This is a genomic window from Polyangium sorediatum, assembly GCF_029946465.1.
GTDB lineage: Bacteria > Myxococcota_A > Polyangia > Polyangiales > Polyangiaceae > Polyangium > Polyangium fumosum.
Window position 1 is genome coordinate 22,476 of record NZ_JARZHI010000087.1, and the last position, 15,536, is coordinate 38,011.

Annotated in this window: 10 protein-coding genes; 4 read left to right on the top strand and 6 right to left on the bottom strand. The window is 70.1% G+C overall.

Annotated elements, in window-relative coordinates; all coding sequences use genetic code 11:
• Nucleotides 1-1,061: 1,061 nt before the first annotated feature.
• The 3 genes from QHF89_RS44315 (at nt 1,062) to QHF89_RS44325 (ending at nt 6,934) form a co-directional block, all read left to right on the top strand.
• Nucleotides 1,062-3,542, top strand: coding sequence for a LysM peptidoglycan-binding domain-containing protein (locus QHF89_RS44315; RefSeq protein WP_136972750.1), 2,481 nt, complete (start codon nt 1,062-1,064; stop codon nt 3,540-3,542).
• Entirely contained in the window at nt 3,532-5,856 is a 2,325-nt protein-coding gene (locus QHF89_RS44320) for a hypothetical protein (protein WP_136972751.1), read from the top strand. Before QHF89_RS44315 ends, QHF89_RS44320 begins: the two co-directional genes overlap by 11 nt.
• Nucleotides 5,857-6,025: 169 nt before the next feature.
• A complete protein-coding gene (locus QHF89_RS44325) occupies nt 6,026-6,934 on the top strand; it encodes a hypothetical protein (RefSeq protein ID WP_136972752.1) in 909 nt (302 codons plus the stop codon).
• Nucleotides 6,935-6,951: 17 nt separating this feature from the next.
• Here QHF89_RS44325 and QHF89_RS44330 read toward each other — a convergent pair whose 3' ends face one another.
• From QHF89_RS44330 to QHF89_RS44340, 3 genes are all read right to left on the bottom strand, one after another.
• Nucleotides 6,952-7,347: a DUF7793 family protein gene (locus QHF89_RS44330; RefSeq protein WP_136935112.1), complete on the bottom strand. Its 396-nt coding sequence runs from the start codon at nt 7,345-7,347 to the stop codon at nt 6,952-6,954.
• Nucleotides 7,348-7,391: 44 nt separating this feature from the next.
• Nucleotides 7,392-8,447, bottom strand: coding sequence for a PAS domain S-box protein (locus QHF89_RS44335; RefSeq protein ID WP_284721748.1), 1,056 nt, complete (start codon nt 8,445-8,447; stop codon nt 7,392-7,394).
• A gap of 165 nt (nt 8,448-8,612) precedes the next feature.
• Nucleotides 8,613-9,185 carry a protein N-terminal glutamine amidohydrolase gene (locus tag QHF89_RS44340; protein ID WP_136972754.1) on the bottom strand — a complete coding sequence of 191 codons (573 nt, stop codon included), beginning with the start codon at nt 9,183-9,185 and terminating at the stop codon, nt 8,613-8,615.
• 147 nt (nt 9,186-9,332) lie between these two features.
• On the opposite strand from QHF89_RS44340, the gene QHF89_RS44345 reads away from it, so the two are divergent.
• Nucleotides 9,333-11,942: a tetratricopeptide repeat protein gene (locus tag QHF89_RS44345; protein WP_136972755.1), complete on the top strand. Its 2,610-nt coding sequence runs from the start codon at nt 9,333-9,335 to the stop codon at nt 11,940-11,942.
• Between the two features lie 21 nt (nt 11,943-11,963).
• Here the strand turns inward: QHF89_RS44345 and QHF89_RS44350 are convergent, their stop codons facing one another.
• The 3 genes from QHF89_RS44350 to QHF89_RS44360 all read right to left on the bottom strand — a co-directional run.
• Nucleotides 11,964-12,821, bottom strand: coding sequence for a hypothetical protein (locus QHF89_RS44350; RefSeq protein ID WP_136972756.1), 858 nt, complete (start codon nt 12,819-12,821; stop codon nt 11,964-11,966).
• Nucleotides 12,822-12,863: 42 nt separating this feature from the next.
• Nucleotides 12,864-15,107 carry a hypothetical protein gene (locus tag QHF89_RS44355; RefSeq protein WP_136972757.1) on the bottom strand — a complete coding sequence of 748 codons (2,244 nt, stop codon included), beginning with the start codon at nt 15,105-15,107 and terminating at the stop codon, nt 12,864-12,866.
• 189 nt (nt 15,108-15,296) lie between these two features.
• Nucleotides 15,297-15,536 (bottom strand): MYXO-CTERM sorting domain-containing protein (locus QHF89_RS44360; RefSeq protein WP_284721747.1); only part of this gene is annotated, 240 nt, incomplete at its 5' end.

The following is a 15,536-nucleotide window of genomic DNA, read 5'->3' on the forward strand; positions in this document are numbered from 1 at the left end:
TGTCAGGATCCGTCTCCAGAGCCCCAGCGACGCATCCGAGCATCGGGCGCTTTTCGGAGGCGGGGCGTTGCCCCGCACCCCAGCAGGGGGCTGTCCGCCCCCTGCACCCCGGACCAGCGAGGCGCTGGACCCAGGGTTGAAAAACTGCGCGGTGCGCAGTTTTTCAAACAGGCCGACGAAGAAGCCGGGGGGACAGCAGAAGCCGTAGCGCGGCTGTCTTGGTGGGGAACGCCGCCGCCGGTCAAGGCCAGGGATGAGCTTGCCTACCAAAGGCCGCAGCGCGGACAGGTCGGCGGCCAACGCCTCGTCGCATGACGTCGTGGCGTGACGCGGTGGCCTCACGTTCCAAACAGCACGGCTCCGTCCCTCCACGGGATGGGGGCCGTAGGTCTTTGGGCGATGAGCCCATGGTCTCCCGCATCGTGCCCATCTCTCGAAGCCACGAGCCCGTCGCCCCTTCCATCGCCCCCGTTCCTCCAAGGCACGGCCTCGTACCCCTGGAGGCTCGACGGCACGCCCCAGAGACACGTCCCCGTTCCTCCAAGGCACGGCCTCGTACCTCCGGGGGCTCGACGGCACGCCCTAGAGACACGTCCCCGTTCCTCCGAGGCACGGCCCCGTTCCTCCAAGGCACGACCTCGTGTCTCCGGAGACTCGACGTCGTCTCTTCGGACCATGCTCCCGTCTCTCGCACACACGTCCCCGTCGCCTTTGGGCTCGGCCCCCGGGCTTGAAGACACGGCCTCATCGATGAACTGCGTATCGCGCAGCTCCTCGAACCGACGCCAGCGAACCTCCCCATGGTCTTGCCACCGGCCCGCTGGACGGCCGCGCGCCTGTCTCGGTTGGCAACGTCGCTGCCGGTCTTGACCGGGCCTGTTCGATGAACTGCGCATTGCGCAGTTCATCGATCTTGGGTCCAGCCCCTGGCTGGTCCGGGTCCAGGGGCGGACAGCCCCTGGTGGGGCCTGGGGCAAAGCCCCATCTCCGCGACTTCGACCTGAAGGGACGCCGGGTTCGTCCCTGGAATGTGCCTTCCGCGTTTGGCGTTTCGCGCCCCCATGCGACGCCCGCGTGATGCCATCCTTCTGCTCGCGGTGTTTCTTTTCGTCCTCGGCCTCGGCGCCTTTGCTGCCGCTGCGCCGCCGGAAGCAAAAGAATCCAAAGGCACCGTAACCCTTCCGTTATCACGATGGCGGGCCCTCGAAGACGACCTCGACGCCCCCGCGCCTCCACATCCTGCCGCCGAGGGCGTCTCCTGGGTCGCGCGGCGTATCGAAGGCCGTTTCCGCAAAGGCCTCTGGACGGGCCGCCTCGTCGCCCGTTTCGATGTCCTGCCCGGCGGCCCCGTCCGCGTCCCCGTCCTCGATCATCGCGCTGTCCTCGGCGAGGTCACGCTCGACGGCGAGCCGGCCGCGTTGCTCGAAGATGGCGAGCGATATGCCCTCCCGCTCGATCGCGCCGGCCGTCACGAGCTCACCGTCGATTTCCACTGGGGCCGCGAGACCGAGCGGTTCACCCGCACGCTCGACCTCAGGCTCCCTGAGGGCGGCCCCGTCGCGCTCGAAGCCCGCATCGCCGAGCGTGGCATCACGCCGACCCTCGCCGGCGGCGCGCTCACCTCGTTCACCGAGCAAGGCGGCGACACCGTCGTCACGGGCCACCTCGACGGCAGCGGCGAGCTCCGTTTGTCGTGGAAACAAAGCGCGTCGAGCGAGCCCCGCGGCGAGGCCCGCATCGAGGCCCGCGAGCACACGCTCTTCCGCGTCAGCGAGGCCCTCGTCACCGGACAGAGCCGGATCGACCTTCACGTCCTCGAAGGCGAGACCGACACGATCCGCCTCTCCTTGCCGCCCGGCGTGGAGGTCCTTCGTGTCGAGGGCGACGCTGTCCTGCAATGGCATCCGCTCGCGACCGAAAAGGAGGGCCGCGTCCTCGTCGTCCTCCTCCGCCACCTCGTCGCCGACGAGGCGCGGATTCGTGTCGATTTTCAGCTCGCGAACCAGCCGCAGGCGCCCATCGAGCTCGTGATGCCCCTGCCGAGCGCGCCCATTCCCACCGTGGGCTCGCTCGGTGTGCTCGGTCCGCCTGGATTGCGCCTGGATCCGCGCAGCGTCGAGGCTGCTGAGCGCCTCGCCCCGCGCGAGATCCCCGAGGAGCTCCAGGCGCTCGGCACGGGCCCCGTGCTCTTCGGTTATCGCTTCGACAAACCGCCGCGCATCGTCCTCTCGGCCTCGCCTTTGCCCGAGCTCGAGCTCGCGCGCACGGTCGTGGACGAGCTCTCGGCCTCCACGGTCGTCCTCGGCGACGGCACCGAACGCACGAAGGTCGCGCTCCGCATTCGCAATGACGGCCGGCAATACGTCGAGCTCGCCTTGCCCGAGGGCGCGCGGCCCCTGCGCTCGTTCATCGACGGCCGCGAGGTGCGTCCCGCCCTGCTCGGCCAGCGCCTCCTTTTGCCGCTCCGCCAGAGTGAACGCCTCGCCGCCGACCAGACGCGCATCCACACCGTGCGCGCCGGCGAGACCCTGAGCGACGTCGCGAACCTCTATTACGCCGACCCCTCCGCCTGGCAGCGGATCTCTGCGAAGAACCGCGCCGTCATCCCGGAGAACGGCTCCCTCGTCGAAGGCACGCGCCTCGAAATCCCCCCCGCGGCCGAGGCCACGAAGGAGGCCTTTTTCGTCATCGAGGTCGCCTACGAGCGCCCGCTCCACGCGCTCGGCGCGTTTGGAATGGAGAAACTCCGCCTCCCGGGCCTCGACGTCGACACCACGAAGGCCGTCTGGCACGTCTATTTTCCGTCCTCGCACGAGCCGCTCGAATTCCGGGGCAACCTGCGCCAGGCGTCCCGCATCAAATACGACCCGTTCCGCCGGCTGCAATGGTACTTGCAATCGGCGCTCGGCGTCTCGACCGCGTCGGCGGGCGGATATGAGAACATCCTCCAGAAGCGCCGCGCCATCTACAACGACGAGGCCACGGGCGGCGGTGAGCCTTTCGCCGCGCTGACCGAGTTCCCCCTCGTCGGCGAGCGCTACCGCTTCCGCCGTATCCTCCTCGGCCGCGAGATCCCCGAGATCACCGTCGTGTACGCGTCGAACGGCCTGCTCTCCTGGGTCCGGCACGGCGCGCTCGTGGCGGCGTTCGTCGCGGCAGTCTTCGCGCTCCGGCGCCGGGGACGCGCGCCTCTCCTCGTGCTCGTCGCCACGCTCGTGCTCCTCCTCTGCCTCGCCCATTTCGTCCCCAGCATTCACCGCCGCATCTTGTGGGGCCTCGATTTCGCGCTTTTCCTCGTGCTCGCGCGTCGCGCGTGGCCCCGCGTCCGCCGCCTCGCGCGTGCCTTCGCCCGCGCGCCTTGGCTCTTCGCCCGGATGATCACCGCCCGCAGGCTCGTCGCGGCCGCGGGTTTTTCCTGGCTCCTCGGCGAGCTCGCCGCGCACCCGATGCTCCTCTCCCTGGCCGCGCTCCTGTCCTTGTCCGCCGTGTGGTTCCGCCTGCGGATCCTCGCGGAGCGGCGGAGGTCTCGTCATGCAACGTAATCGAACCGCTGCGTTTTTCGCGCTCCTGCTGCTCGTGTTCTCGTCCTTCGTGGCCACACACGCCGTGGCCGAGGAGGGCGAGGAAGAACAGGCGTCGGAAGAGTCGCAAGGCTCCGAAGGCGAGGGCAACGAGGAAGGGAAGGGGAGCGAGGGGGAGGAGGGCGAATCGAAGAAGCCCGAGGCCCCCACCTCGCAATTCGACGAGGTGATGAAGCTCAACGCGCCCCCCAAGGCCAAGGCCGAGGGCGAGGCGAAGGCCGAGGCGACCGAAGCCGCGCCCGCCGCGGAGGGCGGCACGGCCACGGTTCCGCTCGCCGAATACAGCGAGCTCGCCCGCCGCGCCGCGCGTGTCCGGAAAAACCGCGCGACGTTCGCGGGGGCGCCCGTGGTCCTCGGCGCCGCGTCGTACGAAGGCGAGGTCGAAGGCGGCGTGCTCGCGCTGCGGGAAAAACTCGTCGTCACGCTCGCCGGCGACGGCCTCAAATTCGTGCCGCTCGTGGGCGACGACGTCGCGCTCGTCTCGGCCACCGCGAACGGCGAGCCCATCGGCGTCACGCGCAGGCCCGGCTACCACGTTTGGGTCACGGATCAAAAAGGCGTCGTGACGGTCGAGCTCTCCTTGCTCGTAGGCCCGCGCGGCGGGCGTGGATCCATCGAATACGCATTTCGATCGGCGCGCACGCCGAGCACCCGCGTCGCCATTCGCCTCCCCTCGGAGGGCCTCTCGCCTCGCTTCGACGGCGCCGTCGTGAGCGAGGTCCGCGCCGAGCGCGGCGGCACGACCGCGCGCGCCACGCTCGCGCCGACGACCGAGATCCGCGTCGTCGGCTTCCGCGACGTCGGCGGCGTCGAGGCCCCGGGCGCTGCGCGCGCCGTCGCCGAGACCGTCTCGCTCCTCAGCATCGACGAGCGCGCCGTCGAGCTCTTCACGGTCGTCCGCTACACCATTCTCCGCGGCGCCATGCAATCGTTCGAGGTCGCGCTGCCCGAGGGGGTCGAGGTCGTCTCCGCGGAGGGCGAAGGCGCCTTCCATTCCACGACCGAACGCAAAGACGACGGAGTCCTCCTCCGCGGCGAGACCGCCTTCCCGATCGAGGGCACGTACGAGCTCTCGCTCCGCCTTCGCCTGCGCGGCGGCCCCGACAAGAATCGCGCGATGGTCCGCCTCCCGCATTGCATCGGCGTCGAGCGCGAGCACGGATGGCTCGCCGTCGAGGTCCCGGGCAAGCTCCGCATCAGCGCGACCTCGCGCGAAGGCCTCGTCGCCGTCGCCGTCCCCGAGCTTCCGACCGAGGCGCGCGCGAGCGCGGTGAGCCCGATCCTCGAAGCGTATCGGTATCACGCGGCGTCGCCCGCGCTCGGCCTCTCCGTCGAGCGTTTGCCCGAGCAGGAGCTCGAAGAGGGCGCGATCGACGTCGTCGAGGCCACGAGCGTCCTCGCGGCCGAAGGCAAGCTCGTCACGGATCTCCGTGTCGTCCTGCGCAACGCCTCGCGCCCGAGCCTCGCGCTCGGATTGCCCCCGAACACCGAGGTTCGCGCCGTCCGCCTCGACGGCGAGCCCGCGCGGCCGAGCCGCAGCGAAGACGGAAAACTCCTCTTACCGTTGCAACGCTCGCGCGGGGCCGATCACGAGGAGCCCATCACGCTCGACATCGTCCTCGAATCGAGCCTGCCCCCGCTTGGCCTCTTCGGCGCCCCGGAGCTCGCGCTCCCCACGCTCGACCTCGGCGCCGCGGCGTGGCGGTGGCGTCTCCATTTGCCGGCCCACAACGAATACATGGACCTCCGGACCGACGTCCCCGCCGAGGTCTACGCGGGCGCGGCGAGCTGGCACAAGCCGCCCCATTTGAAGCGCGCGGTGCGCTGGAACGAGACGGGAGAAGGCGAGGAGCGCGCGGCCCCCGCCGTCGCGCCCACGTGGACCGAGCTCATCGCCGCGAGCACCGAAAAATTGCACGTGCGGTACTGGGTCGGACCCGGCACCGTCGTCCGCGCCCGCGTCCCATTTGTCCGGGCGTATCTCCTGCTGCCGCTGAAGTTCGCCTTCGTGCTCGCCCTCTTCGCGGGTGTCGGCTCGTTCCTGTACCGGCGCGCCGGGCGCAATCGGGCGGCCGCAGGAAAACCACGCGCCTCGCTCGTCGAGCTCGCCGTGCGTTTGCCCGGGCGCATCAAGGCCTTCTGGAAACGACAAACGTTTTCGCGACCGCTCGCCGTGCGGCTGGTTCTGCTCTCGCTCGGCTTCCTCGGCGTCGCCGGCTTCTTCGTGGAGCGCTTCGGCAAGCTCGTGCGGGTGATCCTCGCGGATTCCGGCTGAGCGCGTCGCTCTTCCTCGCGCCCGGCGGCGACCGCGGATACCATCCCGTACTCCCTTTGCGCCGATCCTCGCCTCCCTCACGTTCGTGGCCGCCGCCGTCGCGGCTTGCGCGGGGGGCCCATCCCCGACCGTGGGGGGCGCGGCCGCGCCTGTAGCCGACGCGAGTCCGGTGGAGGCGGGTCCCGACGCCGAACCCCCCGCGCTCGCCACGCCGAAGGCCGCTCCGGCCGAGGATCCGGAGCTCGCGCGGATCGCGGCGCTCCCCGAGGCCGAGCGTATCGCCTACGCGCGCGCCCGGCTTCCCGACCTCGACAACCTCCGCAGCGGCGTGACCCCGGTGGACTTTTCGCGGTTCCTCAAAGCCGGCCCCACGCTCGCCCTCTTCGTCCCGGAAGAGCTGATCCCGTCCGGCGTCCCGTCGCAGAGGCTCTGCCGGCGTGTCGTCTTCGAGGTGTCCCCCGAATCCCTCCATGCGGAGATCCCGCTCGACGGCGGCGAGGGCCGCCCGACGCTCACGCGCTCCGGCTCCTTCGAGAATCTGCTGCTCGACGGGATTGTCACCTTCTCTGGGCCGCACACGCGGACGATAGAGACGAATGCGCGCGGCCAGAGAGCCGAATCGATGACAGCGATCGGCTCGGCGTGGTCTCCCCCCGGCATGATTCTCGAAATTCGCGACGACGCGATTCTTTATGGCGCGACGCCCGTCTCCGCGCAGGCCGTGTGTGCGGGCTTCGAGGAGGAGCGTCCGTGCGCGAAGGCCGGCGGCGGTGTGGGCGCCTGCACGCGATGCACGAGCCTCGCGGCGCGTCTTTCCTCCCACGACCCGGCGCATCGATTCAGCTTCGCGAGCCCCCCGCGGATAGGGCGGGGGCCGGCCCCAGGCGAGGTGCTGCCCGCCTGCGCGGCTTGCCCCGCGGATACGCTCACTGCGGAGATCCCCCGGATCAACCGCGCGCTCGCCGGGCTCGACTTCGAATCCGTCCCGGACCAGCCGTGGCCGGCATTTTTCACGAAACGAGAGGCTTGTGTCGCGATGGCCCGAAAACGCGCGGCGGAGGCGCGGCAGGCGGAATGACGGACGGCCGGGAGCTCTCAGCGGAATCGGATCGACGGCGGGGGGCTGTCGTGCTCGTCGTCGAGGAACCACTCGATCCACGGCATCGCGGCCTGCTCCGAGGCGAAGAGCTTCGTCGGCACGGCGGGCTTCGAGACCGTGATCACGAAGTTGCCGATCATGTTGCTGACCGGCGAGCTGCCCGTGATCACCGCGACGCATTTGCAGACGGCCGGGACGTCGGGGCTCACCCAAAATTTGCGCACCGAGTGATCGGCGCCGCGCAGGCCCCGCTCGTCCACGAGCAGGGGGCGCGGCTCGCCGCCGCCGAGCTTTTTGGCCGCCTCGAAATCCTCCTCGGCGTCCTGCAGCGTGTATTCCGCGCCGTCCTTCGTCACCTTTTTGACGAACCCGCGCGGATCGTACGATAGCACGGCCCCTCGCGTCTCTATCTCGACCGGAACGTCGCTCGAAACCATTATGAACTTCTCCTGGGAGCCTCGGCCTTCTGTGCCTTGCGGTTCATCGAGAGCGCAATGCCGCTCTTCAGCGTGCTGCACGTCCTGACACCGGGCAAATCGAGCCCCATGTCGACGAGGGTCTTCGCCACTTCGGCGCGCAGGCCCGTGAGGACCACGTCCACGCCGAGCAGGCGCGCCGCGTGCGCCGCGCGGACGAGCGCGCTCGCCACGTCCGCGTCCACCACGGGCACCGCCGTGATGTCGAGGATCGCGACGCGCGGCTGGATCGCCGCGATGCCTCGCAAGAGGGATTCGATCACCTGATCCGCCCGCTCTCGGTCGAGCGTGCCCACGAGCGGCATGACCACGATCTCGTCGGTGATCGGGATGAGCGGCGTGCTCATCGTCCGGATGAGATCGTTTTTCGCGCGGATCGCCTCCTCGAGGCGCATGCGCTCTTCCTCGGCGCGCTTCCGGTCCGTGATGTCGCGGAGCACGCACACGAACCCCTCGCTCGTGCTGCCGCTCTGGAGCGGCGAGGACGACACCGAGGCCTCGAGGACCGCGCCCGACTTCGTCAAGCACTGCATCTCGTGCCCGTGGAGCGCGAGGATTTGCGCGGGATCGAGCTCCTCCAGGAAAAGCGTGCTCACGGGCTTACCGACGAGCTCCCGATCGGTGAAGCCGAGCAGCTCCGTCGTCGCGCGGTTCACGGTCCGGACGAGGCCTGACGCGTCGACCACGACGAGCGCGTCCGCCATCGAGGAGAAGACGCTGTCGAGGTACGCGCGCGAGACCGTCGAGCTTTGCAGCTCCTCGCGCAGCATGTTCAGGCCCGCGGCGATCCCGTCGAGTTTGTCGTGTCCCGGGCTGATGGCGGCGCGCGCCTCGAAGTTCAGCGCGGCGAGCTGCACGACCACGTTCGTCAGCGTGGCGATCCGCTCGTCCTCGGACTTGCGCTCCGAGAGGACCTTGCTCCCGAGGGCCTCGATCTCGCGGAGGATCTCGCCGATGAGCCCGCCGCGCTCGCGGCTCGGGAACACGAGATCCCCGGCGCGCAGGCGGCGCAGCATGGTCACGGCCTCGCGTAGACCGGCGTCGCTCGGCGGCCCCGCGCTCGGGGGCGGCCAATCTCGTCGTCCGTCGTCACGATCGTCTGTTCCCATCGGTGTCTGGCGGGGACCGAGCTGCTCGACGCGGAGCATATACCGACACCGCGGCCCTTGGCTAGCCGCGCCTCACCCGGGCCGCGATCCGCTTACGCGCGCGGCGAAGGCTGCGAGCGAGAGCACCTCGCCGAGGAACGGGCGCGTCACGTCGACGAACGACATCAGGTTCGAGGGGGAGTCTGACGCACCAATCCTCGGCCAGGGCGGCGGGGGCTTCTGGAACGTACCGTCCGGCAGGCGCATGTGCGAGCGGTCCGAGGCGAACGTCCGGGTGAAGAGATCGGCCTCTACGACGCGGAACGAGGGCAGGTACGGCGCCGGAACGCCGGGGTGGAAGCACTGCTCGAGCCACGTGATCGCGGGCAGGGGTGTGCCGAGGGTGCAGTCCACGTCCCAGATCTCCAGGGGATCCCAGGTCAAGAGGACGACGTGGTAATCCCAGACGATGGGTTTGCCCCGGCCAGCCTTCTGGGACCACATCGGGCAGGCGCGCTCGGCGTTCGAGACGAACACCACGTCGCGCTTCCTGTCCACGAGCGCCGGATCCTGGCAGAGCTGCCAGACGTTCTCTTCGCAATAAAAGGGCTGCCGCAGGAGGCGCGGCGCCCGGGGTTCCTCGCGCGGATCCGCGCGTCGTTTCATGGCAAGGCCTCGAAGGCAATGATCGTAACCCGGACGGGCTTGGATGCGGAAGGCCGAACGACGGGTCGGTCCACGCCCACGCCCACGCCCACGCGCGCGCGAAAGCGCGTTCCGTGCGCGCGGCCCGCCGTGCTAGCGTGGCGGGCGATGGCCGCCACGCCCCTGCCGCTGCCGATTGCGGCGCTCGTCCGACGCGCGCGCAACGCCACGGATCCGACAAGGAAACACCTCGCGTCGTATTACGCCTGGGAGGCGAGCATCCGCCTCACGGTGGCGGCCGAGCCGCCCGCGGACGTGAGCACGCTCGGCATGCCCTCCACGGGCCACTGGGTGAAGGCCATGCCGCCGCGGCCGGGGAGCCTCACGGATCCGGCGCTCCTCGCGCTGCACGCGCTCCTCGCGGAGGTCGGGACCGACCAGCGGCAGGCGCCGAAATCGACGAACGCGCAGAAGCTCCTCGCGCTCCTGCCGGCGTACCGCAACAAGGTCATCGGACACGGCTCGACGCGGAACGACGCCTTCAATCAAGAGGCGGCGCGGGTCTTCCTCGAAGCGATCGAGCCCGCGTGGCGCGCCGGCGTGTTTTTCCCGACGGACAGCGTGCTCGTGTTCGTGGAGAAGGTGGAGATCGGCGCCGGGGGCGACCGAAAGGCGCAAATCGTGCGGCTCGAAGGCCTCGCGTCCGAGCGCGAGGGCGAGGCGCAGGCGGCGGAGGACGTGCGGCCGGGCCGGGTGTACCTGCGCAAGGACGGCCATTTCGCGTCGCTCCACCCGTGGGTGCTCTTCGAGGGCGGCGAAGAGCGGGAGCGCGCGCTCTTCTTCAATGGATATCGCAACGCGGCCGAGTACCTCGATTACGCGAGCGGCGAGGTGGTGAAGAGCAAGGCGCTCGCGGCCACGTTCCCCTCGCTCGACGCGGACGTCGCGGCGCTCGTGGGCGGTGGGGACAAACGCCCGCCCGGGCCGTCGATCCGCAAGACGCCCGCGCCGCGCCCGACCGAAGGGGAAGGGGAGGCGGAGGAAAAAGCCGCTGCGGGCGAGGTCGTGGCGGCCGTGAGCCAGGAGAAACCCGTTGTGGTCCCAAAGGCCTCGCGGCCCGCGTGGCTTTTCCCGGCGATCGGGGCCCTGGCATTGTCGCTCGGCGGGGCCGGGGTTTGGCTCGGTACGAAGGGCTCTTCGGGGACGAACCCGCCCAAGGGCGCCGTGGCGAGCGCGGCCGCGGCCGCGGCCGACGAGGAGGACATCCCGAGGATCTCGCAGGACCCGGCCGTGCAGGCGGAGTTCCGGCGGGCGATCGAGAGCCTGCTCAAGGCGGACGTGTACGGCGCGGAGGCGGCGCTGCTCTCGGTGCGCGACAAGGCGCCGCGCGAGCCGTGGCCGCACGTGGGGCTCGGCATGACGGCCGCCCTGCAGAACCATTACGAGGACTCGACCCGGGAGTTCGACGAGGCGGTCGCGGCCGCTCGTGGGACCACCGGCCGTGACGCGGAGCTCATCGCGATCCTCGGCATGTCGGACGAGGACGCCGCGAAGGGCCTCGCGGCATGGGAGACGTTCAAGGCCAAGCACCCGAAGTTTTTCCTCGGGCACCTGCTCGTCGCGTATTACTTCATGCCCTATGGCACGGTGCCCGAGGGCATCGCGCGATTCGAGGCGGCGCGCGCGATCGACGGTCGGCACGCGCTCACCCACGTCCTCGCCGCGACGCATTACATGGATGCGGGGAAATTCCCCGATGCGCTCTCCGAGGCGGGCAAAGCGTTCGATTTGCAGGGCGCTTCCCCGTGGATCATCGCGCTGCGCGGGATGGTGCGGATGCGCATGGGCGATACCGCCGCCGCGAGGGTCGATCTCGAACAGGCGATCGCCCGACGGGGTCCGTTCGCCGCGCACGTGACGTACGCGTTCGCGCTCTTGACCACAGGGAAAGCCGAGGACGAGGCGCTCTTTGCCCGCGAGCGGCAAACCCTGCTCGACACGAAAAACGTCGAGGATCGGCTGGCCTTCATGTGCACCCACCCGCTCGTGCTCCTGCGCGAAGGGCGCGCGCGGGAGGCGGACGCCTTGATCGAAGAGGCCGTCACGTTCGCCGTGGAGAAAGGCAAACAAGGCACCCTCGTCCGCTGCGTGCTCTTGCCGGCCTATGCCGACGTGGTGCTCGGCCGCTTCGACCAGGCCGAGGCGAAATTCGCGAAGCTCTCGCGGATATGGGAGGGCTTTGGCCTCGCGAAGACCGACGAGGAGCGGGCCAAGATCATGCTGAAGGGCCTGAAGGGCATGCTCGCGCTGGAGAAAGGCGACGTCGCCCGCGCCGAGACCGAGCTCGCCGAATTGAAGCGCCTCGCGGCCGGCGGCAATGAAGAGCTCGGGTATGCCGTCGCCGCGCGGAAGGAGGACGTCGTCATCCCGGACGCGCCCGAGGCGCGCGGCAAGTTCCCCCAGTTTCGCCGGAGGCACCTCCAGGCCCGCACCTTCGAGCTGCGCGGCAAGCTCGAGGAGGCCGAGCGCGCGTACGAAAAGATCCTCGGCGAGCGCGAGAAATGCGCGAAACGCGTGTTCGACATGCACCTGCTCTGCGGGCCCTATGTCGCCGACGGCCTCGTCCGGCTCGCGGAGCTCCAGCAAAAGCGGGGCGCGCATGCGGAGGCGCGCTCGACGCTCGACGCGCTCGTCGCGTTCTGGCCGCGGGCGGACGCCGATCTAGCGTCCCTCAAGCGCGCGGCCGAGGTGCGGAAGAAGCTCCCCCCGGCCAAGTGAGCGTATTGACGCGCCCGCGCGTCAATACGCGCAGAGCGGATCGTGGGGGGGGCAGTGTTTCTTCGGTTTGCCCCCGTCTTTCCCGGGCGTCGGGCCCTGCGCCGGCGCGTCGCTGTCGACGCCGCCGACGAAACCCTCGGCCTCTTCGGGCTTGGTCTCCCCTCGCGGGATCGGGTTCGGCGGCCTCTGGAGCTCGATCCTGCGGGCGTCGTCGTCTCCCATGCGCAGCGCCACGAGGTCCATCGATACGAGCGCGCCGCAGCCCGCGGGCGGCGTCGTCGCATTCGCCTCGCCCTTTGCGCAGGCCGCCGCGTCGCCGGCCTTTTCCACCGTCGCGCCGGACGCCTCGGCCACCTCGAAGGCGCCGATCGTGTATGCGCGGACGACGTGCGTCGCCTCTTTGCACGCCTGCGTGGCCTCGGGGCTCGCGGTCGCGCCGCCGAACGTAAATCGCCCTGCTTGCGCCACCTTCACGTGGACCGCGCGGCCGCCGCGCATGACGACGCCGAGCCGGCCCTTGCCGAGCGGCACCTCGCGCGTGACGTCCGCCTCGCTCGACAAGGTGAACGAACCCTCCTCGGGCGCGGCCGTGTACTGCGCCGAGGCGCGGAGCTCGCACGCCGGGACGACCACGAGCATGCACCCTTCGAGCTTCACGGCGACGGGCCCTTCTTCGAGCCGCTTCTCCAGCGCCTCGCGCTCGGCGGCGGGCATCGCCACGACGCGCTGGCGCGCGGGTTCGTCCGGGAGCGGGCTGCACGCGGCCTCCTCCGCGTGCGGCGGCCCCATCGGCGCGGGCGCGGCGTGCTCCTGCGCCGCGCCGCACCCGGCGAGGAGGACGAGGGGAATCGTGGCGACGAGGAGCGAGAGGATCCGCACAGGCGGACCGTATCAGGGCCCGCGCGGGGGCTCAAGGCCGACTCAATGCGCGGGGCAGGACAGGAACACGGTGGCGGGGGAGGTGAACGCCTCGTCGCCGGTGATGCGGATTCGCCTTTTTTGGGTTTCCGGGCAGGCCGAGACGAGCTCCGGGTTTCCCACGGGCGGCGATGCCGTGGCGTCGACGTAACACCATCGGTGGACGGGATTCCCCTGGGCGAGCGGCGGATCGGAGACGTCCTCCTGGCAAGCCGTCCGTGCCGTGCCCTCCTCGGCCTGCATGACCATGCAGAAGCAATCCCACTGCGCGCTCGCCGCGAGGGGATCGCTCTTGATGCGGGGGAGGAGCGAGGTGTGCTCCGGTGGGATGGCGAGCCGTCCCTTCGTCGAATCACACGTGCACACGCCTTGCACGTTCCGCGCCTCGATCAGCACGCACGGCAGGCCGCCTTCCTCGTCGGTTTCGAGGCTCCGGGGCAGGCAGACCTCGTCGAAGCTCGTCGTCATTTGCTCGCGGAGCGCCGCGAGGGCCGGGCGATACCCGGCGCTGGGCCCGCCCGTGTCCTCGATGCTGGCCGGACAAACCGAGGCCACGACGGCCTGCTCTTCGAGGCCTCGCAGCACCGCGAGCTGCCGGAGGCTGGGATATGCCTTCGCGCGGACCTGCAACGTGGGCGCGCCGCCGCTCGCCGGATTGCCCGCGCAGAGGGGACTGTCGTTCTCGGTTGCCTTGCAATCACAAGCGGCGAGGTTTTCGTCGGTGCAGTCGCGCTCCTGCCCCGCCGGCAGAGGGAAAATGCACGCGTATTGCAGGTCGTCGCCGGCGATCGTCCGCTCGTGCCCGTTGATCGGATTCTCCGCCGGCGCATTCGCGTCGACCAGGACGTCGCCCGTGATCGGGTTCGTCCCCGTGCGCTTCGCGACGGACTCGATCATCAGCGGATCGAGCGGCTGCAGGGGGATCGTGGGGTCCCCGAGGATCACGTTCCAGGTCGTGGCGCCGGTCGCGTCGATCGGCGCCGCGAGCTCCGCCGCGTCCTTCAAGCCCTGTCCGAGGTCCGACGGATCCCGGGCGACGTCCTGCCAGGGCACGCCGACGATCCCGGCGAGGAAGACATGGCGTGGTTCGCGGGTTTGTCGGGCGTCGTCATTTGGATCGGGGTCCGTGAAGAGGGGGTTCGGGACGATGTTCCCCGCGCGGTCCTGGATTTCGGGCGACGTGAAGGCCTGCACGTATCGATCGACCGGATAGAGGAAATCAATGCCGAAGCGGCGTTTCTGATCCCAGCACCGGAGGTTTGGGTCGTCCTCCTCGGGCGTGAGCCGCGCGGGGTTGCCGTCGGGGCCTTCACACGTGGGATCCGCGGGGCAACTGCCTGGGTCCTGGCCGCAGGATTTGCAACACGGATCGCGCGGATCGAGCGCGCATTCCTTCCGCGCGCGCGGGAGCCGCACGTCCGTCCCGTCGGCCTGTTTTCCCATTCCGACGTAATAAAACTGCCCGTATTCCTTGATGGAGCAATCGTTCTCGTCGGAGAGCATCACGATCGCGAGCATCGAGTCGGGCCGCAGGAAGGCCGCGCGTTGCTGGAGGAGCGCCGTGTCCTCGCCCTCGGGCGTCGCGCGGTGGTTGATGACGGAGATCGACGCGTAGGGCTCGGGATCGACGAGGAAACGGTACACGCTTTCGAGCTGCGATTCGTATTCGCAGCCGAGCGGCCCGACGCCGGCCACCATGTCCCGCAAGGACCCGCCGAGCGCGACGAGGTCGTGTTCACCGGCCGGCGTGAGCGATTGCGTCGGATCCCAGGCCAGAAAACCCCGGTTTTCATGGGTCGGCGCCGCGGCGTCGCTGCAGGGATCGAGGCGCGCGACGAGGTGGCCTTTGTCGTTGTTCGTCGTGTTCGCCTTGCCCGCGCACGCTTTTTCGTCGGGCACGAGGTCGGGGCAACTGTCTGCGCCGTGGCCGCCGAGGCTCGAGCTGAGCACGCCGATATGGATGTCGAGCACGGGAGGCATCACGCGCCGGGTGCCCGCCGGGCAAAGATCGAGAGGATGCTCCGGCTGCTGCATGGCCGTGATGCCTTTGTCATCCACGCAAGGCGGGTTCACGAGGCCGAGGACGAGGTCGGGCACCGCGCTCGCGAGCAGGGCTTGTTTGTCGGCCATCGAGCGCGAATTGTCGAGCGCGAGCAGGAGGTCGATCTTTTCAATGGGTGACGCCGCGAGCCGAGCGATCCAGGGTTCGGAGGGGCAGTCCGGCCCTTCGCATGCGACGGGCGTCACCGCGTCGACGCAACCGACGAGACCGGACGCGACGAGGAGGAAGGAAGGCGCGACGAAAGCGAGCGAGGTACGGGAAGAGCGAGACCGCATATGTCCTCCGCGGGCGCCGTGGGCCGGTCATTCGACCCACGGCAAACCTGGATGGTGTGGCAATCGATATGCCAACTTGCGGAGGCGGTCCGGCGAGGACTATCGGCCGCGGCGCCGCGCGCCCCGGAGCGCAGTGAGCGCGAGGAGCCCGAACGCCGCGGTCGCGCCGCCCACAGGAGCCGTTTGTCCCGGCACGGAGCAATCGCAGCTCCCGGACTCGCCGACACCGCCGTCGCTGCCGCCCGCGGCCGCGCCGCCCGCACCGCCGGCACCACCTGCGTCACCACCCGCGTCACCGCCTGCGCCCCCTGCGCCGCCCGCGCCGCCCGCGCCGCCCGC

Bases quoted from the DNA above. Each gene is read 5' to 3' on its own strand.
- QHF89_RS44315 (WP_136972750.1), top strand. From the start codon at position 1,062: ATGCGACGCCCGCGTGATGCCATCCTTCTGCTCGCGGTGTTTCTTTTC.
- QHF89_RS44320 (WP_136972751.1), top strand. From the start codon at position 3,532: ATGCAACGTAATCGAACCGCTGCGTTTTTCGCGCTCCTGCTGCTCGTG.
- QHF89_RS44335 (WP_284721748.1), bottom strand. From the start codon at position 8,447: ATGCTGCGCCGCCTGCGCGCCGGGGATCTCGTGTTCCCGAGCCGCGAG.
- QHF89_RS44340 (WP_136972754.1), bottom strand. From the start codon at position 9,185: ATGAAACGACGCGCGGATCCGCGCGAGGAACCCCGGGCGCCGCGCCTC.
- QHF89_RS44345 (WP_136972755.1), top strand. From the start codon at position 9,333: ATGGCCGCCACGCCCCTGCCGCTGCCGATTGCGGCGCTCGTCCGACGC.